We start from the raw sequence: 17,352 nt of genomic DNA on the forward strand, positions 1-17,352 counted from the left end.
GGGGCGCAGCGCTTGACGGGCATCCATGCCCGTCACCTCCCTCCGCAAGACCTCCGTTCGGCCTCCTGAAGTCGCGAAGTTACGGGCGGCGCCTGCACTAACGCAGCTAGTCGCTAGGGACTACGCAGTTAATCTTGCGATCAAGATCAAGATCAAGATCAAGATCAAGATCGGATCGCGGCTTCGTTTAGTTCTTCGCCTTCGAATGCCGCCACCCTTGGTCAAAGAACGCAAACACCACCACCAGCACTCCGGCCACCGCCAGAATCATCGCCACGCCATCGGTTGAATGAGTCGCCGAACCTGCCACCAGCGCCAGCCCGCCCAACGGCGCCAGGCCGCCGGCCACCGCGGTACCGACCTCTCGCCCGGTGCCGAACCCGGACGAGCGCGTCTGCGTGGGGAACTGCCGGCTGAGGAACGACCCCTGCGGGGCGAACATCATCGGCGCCAGGATCCCGGTGCCCACGGCGATGGCCAAATAGATCATCATCGGCTCGCCAGTCGACAGCAGTTGCAGGAACGGGAAGGCGAACAGAGCCGACAGCACGCCACCGAGCATCAGCACGGTCTTGCTGCTCCATTTGTCGCACAGCCAGCCGAAGAACGGCACGGCGAAGATCGCCACCAGGCTGGCCAGGGTCACCGACAGCGAGGTGACATGCGCCTCGACGCCCTTGAACTGGGTCAGGTAGGCCAGCGAGAAGGTCTTGAAGATATAGCTCAGGGCGTTGTAGCCCACCGCCACGAAGAACACCACGGCCAGGCCCTTGAGGTCGTTCCTGAACAGCAGCTTCAGCGGCGACACCTGCGGTTTGTCATCGGCCTTGTCCAGCTCCTTGAAGTCCGGGGTCTCGGGGATGCTCTTGCGCACCCACAGGCCCACCGCTACCAGGGCGATACTGGCGATGAACGGGATGCGCCAGCCGCCGGCCAGCAGGAATTCGTTGCCGTTCATGGTCAGCAGGTACACGGTCAGCGACGACAGCAGCAGGCCCAGGTTCAGCCCCAGCGCCGGCCAGGCACCCTGGCTGCCGCGCTTGCCTTCGCTGGCGTGCTCGTAGGAGGTCACTGCCGCGCCGGAAAGTTCGGCCCCAGCGCCCAGGCCCTGGATGATGCGGATGATCACCAGCAGGATCGGCGCCCAGATGCCAATGGTTGCGTAGCCGGGGATCAGGCCGATCAGCATGGTGCACAGGCCCATCATGCAAAAGGTGATCACCAGCACATGCTTGCGCCCGAAACGGTCACCCAGGTAGCCGAACAGCACACCGCCGAACGGGCGGGCGATGAAACCGATGGCGAAGGTGGAAAATGCCAGCAGCGAGGCCACCGCCGGGTTGCTCGGGTCGAAGAAGATCTTCGAGAAGACGATCGCGGCCATGGTCGCGTAGAGGTAGAAGTCATACCACTCCAGCATCGAGCCGAAGATGGTCGCTGCCGCCACCTTGCGCAGGCGCTTGCGTTGCTGTTCGGGGGTTTCCGGCGCGGCCGGGGCCGTCTCGTATACCGACATCTGAGGTTTCCTTGTTGTCTTTGTAGTTGTGGATGCAGCAGGTGCTTCAGCGGGCCTCGAGGATCTTTTCGGCGATCATCTGGCCGATGGGGATGGCCGAGGTGGCGGCCGGCGACGGTGCGTTGCACACGTGCACCATGCGCGGCGTCTCGGCGAACAGGAAGTCGTGCACCAGGGAGCCGTCGCGCATCACCGCCTGGGCGCGGATGCCGGCCTCATAGGGCAGCAGATCCTCGACTTGGAGCGACGGGCAGTACTTGCGGCACTGCTCCAGGTAGCCACGCTTGAACAGCGAGTTCTTCATCTCGGCGGTGCCGGAACCGAGGTTGTTCCAGATGGTTTTCCAGAAGCCGGGGAAGCGTGCGTACTCGGCGACGTCGCGCCAGTTCACCGAGAACTTGCGGTAGTTTTCCCGGCCAAAGCCGAGCACCGCGTTGGGGCCGACGGTGACGCTGCCGTCGATCATCCGCGTCAGGTGCACGCCAAGGAACGGCAGCTCCGGATCGGGGATCGGGTAGATGAGGTGGTTGACGATCTGATTCTTGCTCGCCGGCAAGCGGTAGTACTCGCCGCGGAAGGGGATGATCTGGTGGTCGATCTTCACCCCGGCCAGGCGCGCCAGGCGGTCGGACTGCAGGCCGGCGCAGGCCACCAGTTGGCGGGCGCGCCAGGTGTTGCCGTCGGTGCTGACCGCGACATGATCGGCATGCTCCTGGATGGCGTGCACGGCGGTGGACAGGCGCACTTCGCCCCCGGCCTGGCGAATCACCTTGGCCATGGCGTCGCATACCTGCTGGTAGTCGACGATACCGGTGGCATCGAGGAACAGCGCGCCCTTGCCGACGATGTTCGGCTCGCGTTCACGCAGGGCGCCGGCGTCCAGGCGCTCGACCTTCAGGCCGTTCTGTTGCGAACGCTCGTACAGCGCCTGCATGCGCTGCACCTCCAGGTCGTTGGAGGCCACCAGCAGCTTGCCGCAGACCTCGAAGGCGATGCCGTGCTCGGCGCAGAAGTCCTTGGTGGCCTGGGCGCCGCGCTTGCACAGGTCGGCCTTGAGGCTGCCGGGGGCATAGTAGATACCGGCATGGATCACACCGCTGTTGTGGCCGGTCTGGTGGCGGCCGAGGCTGGCTTCCTTTTCCAGGATCAGCAGCGAGGCGCCGGGGCGACGGGTGAGCAGGGCCATCGCGGTGGCGAGGCCGACGATGCCGCCGCCGATGATGCAGTAGTCGTAGGTCATGCAGGGTACCTTGGAATTCTTGTCGGTGAATCTGCTTATCAGGTTGTCAGACTAAGTAGTGCGCGTAAAAAACTCGCCAGGTCGCGATAGGGTTCTCCGGGGTCAGTCGAGGTCGGGGAGGTCGAGTTTCAGGCGCTTGGCCGAGGCGCGCAGGTGGGCTTCGGCGCAGGCGGCGGCCGCATGGCGGTCACCGTCGGCAATGGCCTGGTACAACGCCCGGTGCTCACGCAGGGCGTCAGCCGAGCCGCCTACCGCTGGCGTGGCGGAGTTTTCCCAGGCGGTGCGGCGTGCGGCGGCCAGCTGGCCACCGAGGAAATCGTGGAAGGCGACGAAATAGTCGTTCTTGCCAGCGTCGGCGATGGCACGGTGAAAGGCCACGTCGGCGGCCGCGGCGGTGGCGAAGTCGCTGCGCGGGTCTTCCATGGTGCCTAGGGCCGCGGCCATGCGCTGCAGGTCGTCGGCGTCGCGGCGGCGGGCGGCGATGGCGGCGGCCTGGGTCTCGATCCACAGGCGCATCTCGAACATCTGCACCAGGTCCGGCTTGCGCCCGTTGCTGCCGGGGAAGCGGAACACCGTGCCATTGGGGGTCTGCGAGATGTACGAACCGAGCCCGCGGCGAGCGATCAGCACGCCGTCGGCCTTGAGCTGCGCCACCGCCTCGCGCACCACCGAGCGGCTGACATTGAGCTGTTCGGCCAGTTGCTGTTCGGTAGGCAGGCGCGACTCGGCGGCCAGGCGACCGGCATCGATCTCGGCGCGGATGGCGCTGACGACGCGTTCAACGAGGGTGTCGGGGCGCTGGAGCTCTAGCATGGACGTGCGGGTGCCTATTGGTCAGGTTGTCAGACAATGCCTGCTCGCGCCTTCGGCTGTCAATGGTGTTGTGCCTTCATCGCGGAAGACTCAAGCCCCCGCGAGGAGGCCCGAATGACCGGTCTAGACCTCGGACACGAAGGTCCCGGTGCCGTCGAGGATGTTGCGCAAGGTCAGCGCGACTTCTTCCAGGTCGCTGCCCGAGGTAGTCAGGATGATCTCCAGTTCCTCGTCGCCCTTCAGCGCGTCGCGATCCCCGGCCGCCACTTCGATCAGCAGGCGGGTGGCGCTCAAGGTCACCTTCAGCCCGTCCAGTGTCGATGGCTCGTCGTCCAGGGTCAGGTCGACGGTGTCCTCGTCCGGGTAGCGGGTCAGCAGGAACATCTGGCCCTTGTCGCTGTGGCAGCACAGGGTCGCCATGTTGTCTTCCTCGTCGTCGCAGGGGGTGGCGAAGAGCAGGGCGGTTTTCAATTGCATGGCGCACTCGGATCAATGGATATGAAAAGGAATTCTGACAGCCTTGCGCACACTGATAAACGTAAAGTTACCGCGCATTGACCGAAATTGTCGCAGCGCTGCAAGCCCAAGTGACCGTTCAGTCGTTAAGCTGCCCTGTCGATGGGTTCCCGTAAAGGCACAGCCACCTGGCAGTCGCTTTTGCAGGCACCCAACGCTTCTGTCTTGCCACGGGTTGGCTATGGTTGATCCGTACAAGGCGCATGTACGCGACGCTTCACCTATAACAAAGCCCAAGCGGAGTACCACAGATGGCGTTCTTCACCGCAGCCAGCAAAGCCGACTTCCAGCATCAACTGCAAGCGGCCCTGGCGCAGCACATCAACGAACAGTCCCTGCCACAAGTGGCACTGTTCGCTGAACAGTTCTTCGGCATCATCTCTCTGGACGAACTCACTCAGCGCAGGCTGTCGGACCTGGCCGGCTGCACGCTGTCCGCCTGGCGCATCATCGAGCGCTTCGACGCCACGCACCCGCAGGTGCGGGTCTACAACCCCGATTACGAACGCCACGGCTGGCAGTCCACGCACACCGTGGTCGAGGTGCTGCACCACGACCTGCCATTCCTGGTCGATTCGGTACGCACCGAGCTCAACCGCCGCGGCTACAGCATCCACACCCTGCAGACCACCGTGCTCAGCGTGCGCCGTGGCGCCAAGGGTGAGTTGGTCGAGCTGCTGCCCAAAGGCACCCTGGGCGAGGGCGTCAACCATGAATCGCTGATGTACCTGGAGATCGACCGCTGTTCCAACACCGCCGAGCTCAACACCCTGGCCATGGAGCTGGAGCAGGTGCTGGCCGAGGTGCGCGGCGTGGTCGCTGATTTCGAGCCGATGAAAGCCAAGATCCGCGAGCTGCTGGACCTGGTGGAGCAGAACGCCTTCGGCCCCGCGCAGAGCGACAAGGCCGAGGTGAAGAGCTTCCTGTCGTGGCTGCTGGACAACCATTTCACCTTCCTCGGCTACGAGGAGTTCACCGTCGAGTCCGACGCCGACGGCGGTCACCTGGTCTATGACGACACCTCGTTCCTGGGCCTGGCCCGCCTGCTGCGTGCAGGCCTGGGCGCCGATGACCTGCGCATCGAGGACTACGCCGTCGCCTACCTGCGCGAACCGCGCCTGCTGTCGTTCGCCAAGGCCTCGCAGCCAAGCCGCGTGCACCGCCCGGCCTACCCGGACTACGTGTCGATCCGCCAGATCGACCAGGACGGCAAGGTGGTCAAGGAATGCCGCTTCATGGGCCTGTACACCTCGTCGGTGTACGGCGAGAGCGTGCACACCATCCCCTACATCCGTGGCAAGGTTGCCGAAGTCGAGCGCCGCTCGCACTTCGACCCGAAGGCGCACCTGGGCAAGGAACTGGCCCAGGTCCTGGAAGTGCTGCCCCGCGACGACCTGTTCCAGACCCCGGTGGACGAGCTGTTCAGCACCGCCATGTCGATTGTGCAGATCCAGGAACGCAACAAGATCCGCGTGTTCCTGCGCAAGGACCCGTACGGCCGCTTCTGCTACTGCCTGGCCTACGTGCCGCGCGAGATCTACTCCACCGAGGTGCGGCAGAAGATCCAGCAGGTGCTGATGGAGCGTCTGAAAGCCACCGACTGCGAGTTCTGGACCTTCTTCTCCGAGTCGGTGCTGGCCCGCGTGCAATTGATCCTGAGGGTCGACCCGAAGAACCGCATCGAGATCGACCCGCAGCAGCTGGAGAACGAAGTGATCCAGGCCTGCCGTTCGTGGCAGGACGACTTCTCGGCGCTGGTGGTGGAAAACTTCGGCGAAGCCCACGGCACCAATATCCTCGCCGACTTCCCGAAAGGCTTCCCGGCCGGCTACCGCGAGCGCTTCGCCGCGCATTCGGCGGTGGTCGACATGCAACATGTGCTCAACCTGTCCGAGGCCAAGCCGCTGGCCATGAGCTTCTACCAGCCGCTGACGCAGCTCGGTGAGCGCACGCTGCACTGCAAGCTCTACCACGCCGATACGCCGCTGGCACTGTCGGACGTGCTGCCGATCCTGGAAAACCTCGGCCTGCGCGTGCTCGGTGAGTTCCCTTACCGCCTGCGCCACGCCAGCGGCCGCGAGTTCTGGATCCACGACTTCGCCTTCACCTACAGCGAAGGCCTCAACCTCGACATCCAGCAGCTCAACGACACCTTCCAGGACGCCTTCGTCCATATCGTCAAGGGCGACGCCGAGAACGATGCGTTCAACCGCCTGGTGCTGACCGCCGGCCTGCCATGGCGCGACGTCGCGCTGCTGCGTGCCTACGCCCGCTACCTCAAGCAGATCCGCCTGGGCTTCGACCTGGGCTACATCGCCAGCACCCTGAACAACCACACCGATATCGCCCGCGAGCTGACCCGGTTGTTCAAGACCCGCTTCTACCTGGCGCGCAAGCTCACCAACGAAGACCTCGACGACAAGCAGCAACGCCTGGAACAGGCGATCCTCACCGCCCTGGACGATGTCCAGGTGCTCAACGAGGACCGCATCCTGCGGCGCTACCTGGACCTGATCAAGGCCACCCTGCGCACCAACTTCTACCAACCGGACGCCAACGGCCAGAACAAGTCGTACTTCAGCTTCAAGTTCAACCCCAAGCTGATCCCCGAGCTGCCCAAGCCGGTGCCGAAGTTCGAGATATTCGTCTATTCGCCTCGGGTCGAGGGCGTGCACCTGCGCTTTGGCAACGTCGCCCGCGGCGGCCTGCGCTGGTCGGACCGCGAGGAAGACTTCCGTACTGAAGTGCTCGGCCTGGTCAAGGCCCAGCAGGTGAAGAACTCGGTGATCGTGCCGGTCGGCGCCAAGGGCGGCTTCCTGCCGCGTCGCCTGCCGCTGGGCGGCAGCCGTGACGAGATCGCCGCCGAGGGCGTGGCGTGCTACCGCATCTTCATCTCTGGCCTGCTCGACATCACCGACAACCTCAAGGACGGTGGCGTGGTGCCGCCGGCCAACGTGGTGCGCCATGATGACGATGATCCGTACCTGGTAGTGGCGGCCGACAAAGGCACCGCGACCTTCTCCGACATCGCCAACGGCATCGCCATCGACTACGGCTTCTGGCTGGGCGATGCGTTCGCCTCGGGCGGCTCGGCCGGCTATGACCACAAGAAGATGGGCATCACCGCCCGTGGCGCGTGGGTGGGCGTACAGCGCCACTTCCGCGAGCGCGGCATCAACGTGCAGGAAGACCCGATCACCGTGGTCGGTGTCGGCGACATGGCCGGCGACGTGTTCGGCAACGGCCTGCTGATGTCCGACAAGCTGCAACTGGTGGCGGCGTTCAACCACCTGCACATCTTCATCGACCCGAATCCGGACCCGGCCACCAGCTTCGCCGAGCGCAAGCGCCTGTTCGACCTGCCGCGCTCGGCCTGGAGCGACTACGACACCGGCATCATGTCCGAAGGCGGCGGGATCTTCCCGCGTAGCGCCAAGAGCATCGCCATCAGCCCGCAGATGAAGGAACGCTTCGCCATCGAGGCCGACCGTCTGACCCCGACCGAACTGCTGCATGCACTGCTGCAGGCACCGGTGGACCTGCTGTGGAACGGTGGTATCGGCACCTACGTCAAGGCCAGCAGCGAAAGCCACGCCGATGTCGGCGACAAGGCCAACGACGCCCTGCGCGTCAATGGCAACGAGCTGCGCTGCAAGGTGGTGGGCGAGGGCGGCAACCTGGGCATGACCCAGCTCGGCCGTGTCGAGTTCGGCCTGAACGGCGGCGCCACCAACACCGACTTCATCGACAACGCCGGTGGCGTCGACTGCTCCGACCACGAGGTCAACATCAAGATCCTGCTCAACGAAGTGGTGCAGGGTGGCGACATGACCGAGAAGCAGCGCAACCAGCTGCTGGGCAGCATGACCGACGAAGTCGCCGGGCTGGTGCTGGGCAACAACTACAAGCAGACGCAAGCGCTGTCGCTGGCGGCCCGCCGTGCCCGCGAGCGCATCGCCGAGTACAAGCGCCTGATGGCCGACCTGGAGGCACGTGGCAAGCTGGACCGCGCCATCGAGTTCCTGCCCAGCGAGGAGCAGCTGGCCGAACGCCTGGCGGCGGGGCAGGGCCTGACCCGCGCCGAGCTGTCGGTACTGATCTCGTACAGCAAGATCGACCTCAAGGAGCAGTTGCTCAAGTCGCTGGTGCCGGACGACGACTACCTGACCCGCGACATGGAGACCGCGTTCCCGCCGTCGCTGGTCAGCAAGTTCGCCGACTCCATGCGCCGCCACCGCCTGAAGCGCGAGATCGTCAGCACCCAGATCGCCAACGACCTGGTCAACAACATGGGCATCACCTTCGTGCAGCGCCTGAAGGAGTCCACCGGCATGAGCCCGGCCAACGTGGCGGGCGCTTATGTGATCGTGCGCGACATCTTCCACCTGCCGCACTGGTTCCGCCAGATCGAGGCCCTGGACTATCAGGTCCCGGCCGAGATCCAGCTGACCCTGATGGACGAGCTGATGCGCCTGGGCCGTCGGGCCACCCGCTGGTTCCTGCGCAGCCGTCGCAACGAGCAGGACGCTGGTCGCGATGTTGCTCACTTCGGGCCGGTGCTCGCGCAGTTGGGGCTCAAGCTCGACGAACTGCTGGAAGGCCCGACCCGCGAGCGCTGGATGAACCGCTACCAGGGCTTTGTCGACGCCGGTGTGCCGGAGTTGCTGGCGCGCATGGTCGCCGGTACCACCCACCTGTACACCCTGTTGCCGATCATCGAGGCTTCGGACGTCACCGGGCACGATCCGGCGCAGGTGGCCAAGGCGTTCTTCGCCGTGGGCAGCTCGCTGGACCTGACCTGGTACCTGCAGGAGATCAGCAACCTGCCGGTGGAGAACAACTGGCAGGCCCTGGCCCGCGAGGCGTTCCGCGACGACATCGACCTGCAGCAGCGGGCGATCACCATCTCCGTGCTGCAGATGGCCGACGCGCCGGAAGACATGGACGCCCGCGTGGCCCTGTGGTGCGAGCAGCACCGGGTGATGGTCGAGCGCTGGCGCGCCATGCTCGACGACCTGCGCAACGCCACCGGCACCGACTATGCGATGTACGCGGTGGCCAACCGCGAGCTGGTCGACCTGGCGATGAGCGGTCAGGCGGCGGTGATTCCGTCCTGAGCCTTGCGCTGAAGTGAAAAAAAGCCCCGGCAGTGATGCCGGGGCTTTTCATTTTGTGGCGTGTCATTTGCCTGGGAACGGCGCACCGCCGTTCCACGGTGTACTACTTGAACCGTCGCTCCACGCCTTTCTCCACCAGGATCTTCGCCGAAATCTCCTCCACCGAGAAATGCGTGGAATTGATGTTGGGAATGTTCTCCCGACGGAACAGGTTCTCCACTTCGCGCACCTCGAACTCGCACTGGGCGAAGCTTGCGTAGCGGCTGTTGGGTTTGCGTTCGTGGCGGATCGCGGTCAGGCGGTCGGGGTCGATGGTCAGGCCGAACAGCTTGTTGTGGTGCTTCTTGAGCACCGCCGGCAGCTGCAGGCGTTCCATGTCGTCCTCGGTCAGCGGGTAGTTGGCGGCGCGGATGCCGAACTGCATGGCCATGTACAGGCAGGTCGGGGTCTTGCCGCAACGCGACACGCCCACCAGGATCAGGTCGGCCTTGTCGTAGTAGTGGGTGCGCGCGCCGTCGTCGTTGTCCAGGGCGAAGTTGACCGCCTCGATACGCTCCATGTAGTTGGAATTGCCACCGATCGAGTGGGATTTGCCCACGGAATACGACGAATGGGCGGTCAATTCCTGCTCGAGCGGGGATAAAAACGTCGAGAAGATGTCGATCATGAAGCCATTGGACGTGGCCATGACCTCACGGATGTCCTGGTTGACGATGGTGTCGAAAATGATCGGACGCACCCCGTCGCGCTCGGCCGCGGCGTTGATTTGCTGGACCATGGCCCGGGCCTTTTCCAGCGTGTCGATGTAGGGGCGCGTGAATTTATTGAACGGAATGCTCTCGAATTGTGCGAGCAGGCTCTGGCCCAGCGTTTCTGCAGTGATGCCGGTACCGTCGGAGATGAAGAACGCGGTTCGTTTCATTTGCACCTGGGGGCCTTAAGCTGCCGAAGATTTCTGGATATGATAGGTTCGGTTTGCCGAACGCGGTTGCACGGCATTCTCACTTATTTTCCAGGTCCAGGCCACAAGCGTCCGGCCCAGTCATTCAGGCAGGCGGGCGCCCTTGAGCTTTTCCAATACAGTTAGTGGAGAGATCACCTTGGTAGAGTACGTAGTTTCCCTCGATAAGCTCGGCGTCCATGATGTGGAGCATGTGGGGGGCAAGAACGCATCCCTGGGCGAGATGATCAGTAACCTCGCAGGTGCCGGTGTCTCGGTGCCGGGCGGCTTTGCCACTACGGCTCAGGCGTACCGCGATTTTCTCGAGCAAAGTGGCCTCAACGACCGCATCCATGCGGCGCTCGACGCGCTGGATGTCGACGATGTCAACGCCCTGGCCAAGACCGGCGCGCAGATCCGCCAGTGGGTGATGGAAGCCGATTTCCCGGCGCGCCTCGATTCGGAAATCCGAACCGCCTTCGCCGAAATGTCCCAGGGGAATGACAACATGGCCGTGGCCGTGCGCTCCTCGGCCACCGCTGAAGACCTGCCGGACGCCTCCTTCGCCGGCCAGCAGGAGACCTTCCTCAACATCCGTGGTGTCGACAACGTGATCCGCGCGGCCAAGGAAGTGTTCGCCTCGCTGTTCAACGACCGCGCCATTTCCTACCGCGTGCACCAGGGCTTCGACCACAAGCTGGTCGCCCTGTCCGCTGGCGTGCAGCGCATGGTCCGCTCCGAGACCGGTACCGCGGGCGTGATGTTCACCCTGGACACCGAATCGGGCTTCCGCGACGTGGTGTTCATCACCGGTGCCTATGGCCTGGGTGAAACCGTGGTCCAGGGGGCGGTCAACCCGGACGAGTTCTACGTGCACAAGAACACCTTGCAGGCCGGTCGCCCGGCGATCCTGCGCCGCAACCTGGGCAGCAAGGCGATCAAGATGGTCTATGGCGACGAAGCCAAGGCCGGTCGTTCGGTCAAGACTGTCGAGGTTGATCGCGCCGAGCGTGCGCGCTTCTGCCTGAGCGACGACGAAGTCAATGAACTGGCCAAACAGGCCATGATCATCGAACAGCACTACCAGCGCCCGATGGACATCGAGTGGGCCAAGGACGGTGACGACGGCAAGCTGTACATCGTCCAGGCCCGTCCCGAGACCGTGAAGAGCCGCGCCAGCGCCAATGTCATGGAGCGCTACCTGCTGAAAGAGAAGGGCACCGTACTGGTCGAGGGCCGTGCCATCGGCCAGCGCATCGGCGCCGGCAAGGTCCGCGTGATCAACGACGTGTCCGAGATGGACAAGGTCCAGCCAGGCGATGTGCTGGTCTCGGACATGACCGACCCGGACTGGGAGCCGGTGATGAAGCGCGCCAGCGCCATCGTCACCAACCGTGGCGGGCGTACCTGCCACGCGGCGATCATCGCCCGTGAACTGGGCATCCCGGCCGTCGTCGGCTGCGGCAACGCCACCCAGGTCCTGAAAGATGGCCAGGGCGTCACCGTTTCCTGCGCCGAAGGCGACACCGGCTTCATCTTCGAAGGTGAGCTGGGCTTCGACATCAAGCAGAACTCGGTCGATGCCATGCCGGAGCTGCCGTTCAAGATCATGATGAACGTCGGCAACCCGGACCGCGCCTTCGACTTCGCCCAGTTGCCCAATGCCGGTGTCGGCCTGGCGCGCCTGGAGTTCATCATCAACCGCATGATCGGCGTGCACCCCAAGGCGCTGCTCAACTACGCCGGCCTGCCGCCGGAGCTGAAAGAGAGCGTCGACAAGCGCATTGCCGGCTACAACGACCCGGTCGGCTTCTATGTCGAGAAGCTGGTCGAGGGCATCAGCACCCTGGCAGCGGCCTTCTACCCGAAAAAGGTCATCGTGCGCCTGTCGGACTTCAAGTCCAACGAATACGCCAACCTGATCGGCGGCAAGCTCTACGAGCCGGAAGAAGAAAACCCGATGTTGGGCTTCCGTGGCGCCTCGCGCTACATCAGCGAGTCGTTCCGTGACTGCTTCGAGCTCGAGTGCCGTGCGCTGAAGCGCGTGCGCAACGAGATGGGCCTGACCAACGTCGAGATCATGGTGCCGTTCGTGCGTACCCTGGGCGAGGCCAGCCAGGTCGTCGACCTGCTCGCCGAAAACGGCCTGGCCCGCGGCGACAACGGCCTGCGCGTGATCATGATGTGCGAGCTGCCGTCCAACGCCATCCTGGCCGAAGAGTTCCTCGAGTACTTCGACGGCTTCTCCATCGGCTCCAACGACCTGACCCAGCTCACCCTGGGCCTGGACCGCGATTCCGGCATCATCGCCCACCTGTTCGATGAGCGAAATCCTGCCGTGAAGAAACTGCTGGCCAATGCCATCGCCGCGTGCAACAAGGCCGGCAAGTACATCGGCATCTGCGGCCAGGGCCCGTCGGACCACCCTGACCTGGCCAAGTGGCTGATGGAGCAGGGCATCGAAAGCGTGTCGCTGAACCCGGACTCGGTGCTCGAGACCTGGTTCTTCCTGGCCGAAGGCCAGGGCGCGGCCTGATGCGCTGAAGGCAACACACTGTGGGAGCGGGCTTGCCCCGCGATAGCGCCAGATGGGACAGCAGTGTCTGTAGGTCTGGTTCAATCGCGGGGCAAGCCCGCTCCCACGTTCATATCCTCTGTTTGTTTGTGAACCCATGCAAAGCAGCTCCACCCAATTCCCCGTCGCGTTGCTCAGTGCCGAGCGCCGCGGTGACCTCAGCGAAGACGTCTACCGGATCAAGGCCGGCAACAGCCCGGATGCGAGCGTAGAGCTGGCCGTCACCCGCCTGGGCCTGGCCGATCAGGACCGCGTCCAGGGCATGCCGGTCATTCTCCTGCACGGCAGCTTCTCCAACCGGCGCTTCTGGTATTCGCCCAAGGGCATCGGCCTGGGCGCCTACCTGGCACGTGCCGGTTTCGATGTGTGGATCCCGGAGATGCGCGGCCACGGCCTGTCGCCGCGTAACCGCGACTGGCGGCAGAACCGCGTGGCCGACTATGCGCGCTACGACCTGCCGGTGATCGGCGCCTTCGTACATGAAAAAGCCGGGCAGGTACCGCGCTGGATCGGCCACTCGCTGGGCGGCACCACGTTGGCGGCGGCGCTGGGCAGCGGTTACCTGGACGCCGGGCTGGTGGCCGGTGCGGCGCTGTTCGGCACCCAGGTCAGCCGGGTCTACTGGCCGTTGAAAGTGCCACCGGTGGAGTGGGGCGCGCGCATGCTGCTCAAGCGCTTTGCGCAGATTTCCGGTTCGCGCCTCAAGCGTGGCCCGGAAGACGAACCCATCGGCCTGGCCCTGGAGAGCCTGCGCTGGAATGGCCTGTTCGGCCGCTTCGGCGACAAGGAGAAGGACTGGTGGTCGGGGCTGGCCGAAGTCGAGGTGCCGCTGCTGGCGGTGGCCGGAGCCGGTGACTTCCAGGATCCGGTGTGGGCCTGCCGCAAGCTGTTCGAGCAGTTTGGCGGTGATGCCAGGCAGTTCCTGCGCCTGGGCCGCGAGGAGGGCTTCGAGGCCTTCGGGCATGTCGACATGCTGGTCAGCAAGGCGGCGCAGACCCAGGTGTGGCCGTTGGTGGAGCGCTGGCTGCGCGACCCCCTGGTAGCGGTGCATGCCTCGACGGTGGTGATGGAGCCTGTGGCTGCCAGTTGAAACATCGGCCGGTGCGGCGATGGTTCAACTGACTGCTCGGTCCCGGATGACTGCCGGCCCTTCCAAGGTGTAGCCTTGGCCGACACCCGCTTTCGTTGTGACTGACAGGAGTTTCCCATGCAGCATTACGTAACGCCCGACCTGTGCGACGCCTATCCGGACCTGGTCCAGGTGCTCGAACCCATGTTCAGCAACTTTGGCGGCCACGACTCGTTCGGCGGCCAGATCGTCACCATCAAGTGCTTCGAAGACAACTCCCTGGTCAAGGAGCAGGTCGAGCTCGATGGCAAGGGCAAGGTCCTGGTGGTCGATGGCGGTGGCTCGCTGCGCCGGGCGCTGCTGGGCGACATGCTTGCCGAAAAGGCCGCGAAGAATGGCTGGGAAGGCCTGCTGATCTACGGCTGCGTGCGTGACGTGGACGTGCTGGCGCAGACCGATGTCGGTATCCAGGCCCTGGCCAGCCACCCGATGAAGACCGACAAGCGCGGCATTGGCGACCTCAACGTCGCGGTGACCTTTGCCGGCGTGACCTTCCGCCCGGGCGAATATGTATACGCCGACAACAACGGCGTGCTGGTCTCGCCAAGCCCGCTGAAGATGCCCGAGTGATCCGCCGCACACCCATGGAGCTTTGATGTTCGAGGAAGACAACGCGCAATGGGGCCTGGTGCATGCCCTGGTGCTCGATGGCAAGGGTGGCGCGCGTTCGATCGCCCGCACCGAGCTGGACGACCTGCAGTTGCAGCCCCAGGAGAGCCTGTGGCTGCACTGGGACCGCAGTCATCCGCAGACCCGCACCTGGTTGCTGCACGACAGCGGTCTGAGCGAGTTCGCCTGCGACCTGTTGCTTGAGGAGAACACCCGCCCGCGCCTGTTGCAGATGGCCGGCGAGCAGATGCTGCTGTTCCTGCGCGGGGTCAACCTCAACCCGGGTGCCGAACCCGAGGACATGGTTTCGGTACGTATCTTCGCCGAGGCGCGGCGGGTCATCTCGTTGCGTTTGCGGCCGCTGCGCGCCAGCGACGAGGTGCTCCAGCAGCTGGACGAGGGCAGGGGGCCGAAAACGGCTTCCGAACTGTTGTTGCTGATGGGCGAACTGCTGACCGAGAAGGTCCAGGCGCTCGTCAGCGACCTGTCCGAAGCGGTCGATCTGGAAGAGGAAAAGGCAGAATCCGACGAACGGTATTCTCCAGCCCAGGGCAGCCTGCAGCAGATCCGCCGTCGTGCCGCCGGCCTGCGCCGTTTCCTCGCTCCACAGCGCGATATCTATGCCCAGCTTTCGCGCAATAAATGCAGCTGGTTCGCCGACGCCGACGGGGATTACTGGAACGAGCTGAACAACAGCCTGATCCGCTACCTCGAGGAGCTGGAACTGGCCCGCGAGCGAGCCGCCCTGGTGCTGGAAAGCGAGGATCGGCGCCGCAGCGAGCGGATGAACCGGACCATGTACCGGTTTGGCATCATCACCTGCATCTTCTTGCCCATGAGCTTTATCACCGGATTGCTGGGCATCAACGTCGGCGGTATTCCGGGCTCCGACAGCCCCTATGGATTCCTGTTCGCCAGCCTGATCGTGCTGGGGTTGGCGGTAGGGCAGTGGCTGCTGTTCCGGCGGTTGCGGTGGGTCTGAAATGAGGCATTTTGAAACATTCGTCCCAGTGGCAGGTGTGACCCATCGCTTGGCACCCACGTCTTTGACTGACATTGCGCGAGGTGCCCATGCACGATCCGTTTGAAGAATCCCTGCGCGACCTGCTCAAGGCGTCGCCGTCCGGCCAGGACCGTGACGACGCCGCGTGCCTGGGTCGCGTGCTCAAGACCGCCAACCGCCAGGTCGGCGCGGGCGATCTGTTCAGCCTGCTTGGCCGCTGGAGCCAGGCGCTGCTGATCGCCGTGAACAATGGCTCGGCGCATGTCGCGCCGGTGCGCCGCAACTCTACCCGCAACCCTGCCGCAGGCAGCCCTGCAGATAAGGCCGATTGAATATGGAACTCGATCTCTGGACCCAGAGCCTGGTCACCGCCATGACTGCCCTTTGGACCAAGGTGGCGAACTTCATCCCCAACCTGTTCGGCGCGCTGGTCGTGGTGCTGCTCGGTTTCGTCGTGGCCAAGCTGCTCGACACCTTGCTGTCGAAGGTGCTGGCCAAGTTCGGCCTGGACCGCCTGATGAGTGGTACCGGCCTGACCAAGATGCTCGCCCGGATTGGTATCCAGGTACCGATTTCGACGCTGATCGGCAAGATCGTCTATTGGTTCGTGCTGTTGATCTTCCTGGTTTCGGCGGCTGAATCGCTGGGCCTGGAGCGGGTCTCGGCGACCCTGGACATGCTGGCGCTGTACCTGCCCAAGGTATTCGGCGCGGCGCTGGTGATGCTGGCCGGCGTGCTGTTGGCGCAACTGGCCAACGGCCTTGTGCGCGGCGCCGCCGAGGGCATCGGCCTGGAGTACGCCGCTGGCGTCGGGCGTATCGTCCAGGGGCTGGTGATCATCATCAGTATTTCGGTGGCCATCAGCCAGCTGGAGGTCAAGACCGACCTGCTCAACCACGTGATCGTCATCGGGCTGATTACCGTTGGTCTGGCAATTGCCCTGGCGATGGGCCTGGGCAGCCGTGAAATTGCCGGGCAGATCCTGGCCGGCATCTATGTGCGTGAGCTCTATCAGGTCGGCCAGCACGTGCGCATTGGCGAGGTCGAAGGGCACATCGAGGAGATCGGCACGGTCAAGACGACCCTGCTGACCGATGATGGCGAACTGGTGTCGTTGTCTAATCGCGAGCTGCTCGAGCAGCGCGTGAATAGCCGCTAACCGAACAAAAGCTGTTAATGTATGCCGCCGCAAAAATCGGCCCACGGGGCCGAGCGGCGACATTGACCTGACTGTCGGCCAGATCCGTTTTGAATAAAGTTCATTCGCCGCCCATGCGCTATGACCCCCGCGAGCTCACCGACGAGGAGTTGGTGGCGCGTTCGCATGAGGAGCTGTTTCATGTCACTCGCGCCTATGAGGAACTCATGCGGCGCTACCAGCGCACGCTGTTCAACGTCTGTGCGCGCTACCTGGGGAACGATCGGGATGCCGACGATGTCTGTCAGGAGGTGATGCTCAAGGTGCTCTACGGGTTGAAGAACTTCGAGGGCAAGTCCAAGTTCAAGACCTGGCTCTACAGCATCACCTACAACGAATGCATCACCCAGTACCGCAAGGAGCGTCGCAAGCGCCGGCTGATGGATGCGCTGAGCCTGGACCCTGTCGAAGAGGCGTCCGAGGACAAGGCACCGAAGCCGGAAGAAAAAGGCGGGCTGGACAAATGGCTGGTACATGTGAACCCGATCGACCGGGAAATCCTGGTGCTGCGATTTGTCGCGGAGCTGGAATTCCAGGAGATCGCCGACATCATGCACATGGGCCTGAGCGCCACGAAAATGCGCTACAAGCGTGCGCTCGACAAGCTTAGAGAGAAATTTGCAGGCGTGGCTGAAACTTAGTGGCCTGCAAATACCTCTAACCAACCGGCAAGTTCTGCTAGACTTGCCGTCGAGT

Annotated in this window: 13 protein-coding genes; 8 read left to right on the forward strand and 5 right to left on the reverse strand. The window is 64.0% G+C overall.

Going from position 1 to position 17,352, the window contains the following annotated elements; all coding sequences use genetic code 11:
• Positions 1-187: 187 nt before the first annotated feature.
• The 4 genes from AAHK21_RS21920 to AAHK21_RS21935 form a co-directional block, all read right to left on the reverse strand.
• On the reverse strand, positions 188-1,516 hold the full coding sequence (locus tag AAHK21_RS21920) for an MFS transporter (RefSeq protein ID WP_046854741.1): 1,329 nt from the start codon (positions 1,514-1,516) through the stop codon (positions 188-190).
• A 46-nt stretch (positions 1,517-1,562) separates the two neighbouring features.
• Positions 1,563-2,756, reverse strand: a complete 1,194-nt coding sequence (lhgO, locus tag AAHK21_RS21925) for an L-2-hydroxyglutarate oxidase (protein WP_367858312.1) — start codon at positions 2,754-2,756, stop codon at positions 1,563-1,565.
• 102 nt (positions 2,757-2,858) lie between these two features.
• Entirely contained in the window at positions 2,859-3,569 is a 711-nt protein-coding gene (locus tag AAHK21_RS21930) for a FadR/GntR family transcriptional regulator (protein ID WP_046854743.1), read from the reverse strand.
• 123 nt (positions 3,570-3,692) lie between these two features.
• On the reverse strand, positions 3,693-4,046 hold the full coding sequence (locus tag AAHK21_RS21935; RefSeq protein ID WP_046854744.1) for a hypothetical protein: 354 nt from the start codon (positions 4,044-4,046) through the stop codon (positions 3,693-3,695).
• 290 nt (positions 4,047-4,336) lie between these two features.
• Between AAHK21_RS21935 and AAHK21_RS21940 the strand changes: the two genes are divergently transcribed.
• A complete protein-coding gene (locus AAHK21_RS21940; RefSeq protein ID WP_367858313.1) occupies positions 4,337-9,202 on the forward strand; it encodes an NAD-glutamate dehydrogenase in 4,866 nt (1,621 codons plus the stop codon).
• A 103-nt stretch (positions 9,203-9,305) separates the two neighbouring features.
• On the opposite strand, the gene AAHK21_RS21945 is transcribed toward AAHK21_RS21940, so the two are convergent.
• On the reverse strand, positions 9,306-10,124 hold the full coding sequence (locus AAHK21_RS21945; protein WP_046854746.1) for a pyruvate, water dikinase regulatory protein: 819 nt from the start codon (positions 10,122-10,124) through the stop codon (positions 9,306-9,308).
• 178 nt (positions 10,125-10,302) lie between these two features.
• Here AAHK21_RS21945 and ppsA point away from each other — a divergent pair, with 178 nt between their 5' ends.
• The 7 genes from ppsA (at position 10,303) to sigX (ending at position 17,297) form a co-directional block, all read left to right on the forward strand.
• Positions 10,303-12,678, forward strand: coding sequence for a phosphoenolpyruvate synthase (gene ppsA / locus AAHK21_RS21950; RefSeq protein ID WP_102682729.1), 2,376 nt, complete (start codon positions 10,303-10,305; stop codon positions 12,676-12,678).
• A 136-nt stretch (positions 12,679-12,814) separates the two neighbouring features.
• Positions 12,815-13,807: an alpha/beta fold hydrolase gene (locus tag AAHK21_RS21955; protein WP_367858314.1), complete on the forward strand. Its 993-nt coding sequence runs from the start codon at positions 12,815-12,817 to the stop codon at positions 13,805-13,807.
• 117 nt (positions 13,808-13,924) lie between these two features.
• Positions 13,925-14,416 (forward strand): ribonuclease E activity regulator RraA, encoded by a 492-nt coding sequence (rraA, locus tag AAHK21_RS21960; RefSeq protein ID WP_023630330.1) that lies wholly within the window; start codon positions 13,925-13,927, stop codon positions 14,414-14,416.
• Positions 14,417-14,441: 25 nt separating this feature from the next.
• On the forward strand, positions 14,442-15,437 hold the full coding sequence (locus AAHK21_RS21965; RefSeq protein ID WP_046854749.1) for a zinc transporter ZntB: 996 nt from the start codon (positions 14,442-14,444) through the stop codon (positions 15,435-15,437).
• Positions 15,438-15,526: 89 nt separating this feature from the next.
• Positions 15,527-15,790: a hypothetical protein gene (locus AAHK21_RS21970; RefSeq protein ID WP_038706516.1), complete on the forward strand. Its 264-nt coding sequence runs from the start codon at positions 15,527-15,529 to the stop codon at positions 15,788-15,790.
• A gap of 2 nt (positions 15,791-15,792) precedes the next feature.
• Positions 15,793-16,617 carry a mechanosensitive ion channel domain-containing protein gene (locus AAHK21_RS21975; RefSeq protein ID WP_023632140.1) on the forward strand — a complete coding sequence of 275 codons (825 nt, stop codon included), beginning with the start codon at positions 15,793-15,795 and terminating at the stop codon, positions 16,615-16,617.
• A 113-nt stretch (positions 16,618-16,730) separates the two neighbouring features.
• Positions 16,731-17,297, forward strand: coding sequence for an RNA polymerase sigma factor SigX (gene sigX, locus AAHK21_RS21980; RefSeq protein ID WP_046854750.1), 567 nt, complete (start codon positions 16,731-16,733; stop codon positions 17,295-17,297).
• Positions 17,298-17,352: the final 55 nt, after the last annotated feature.

The sequence above is a fragment of the Pseudomonas sp. TE50-2 genome (genome assembly GCF_040813665.1).
Classification (GTDB): Bacteria; Pseudomonadota; Gammaproteobacteria; order Pseudomonadales; family Pseudomonadaceae; genus Aquipseudomonas; species Aquipseudomonas soli.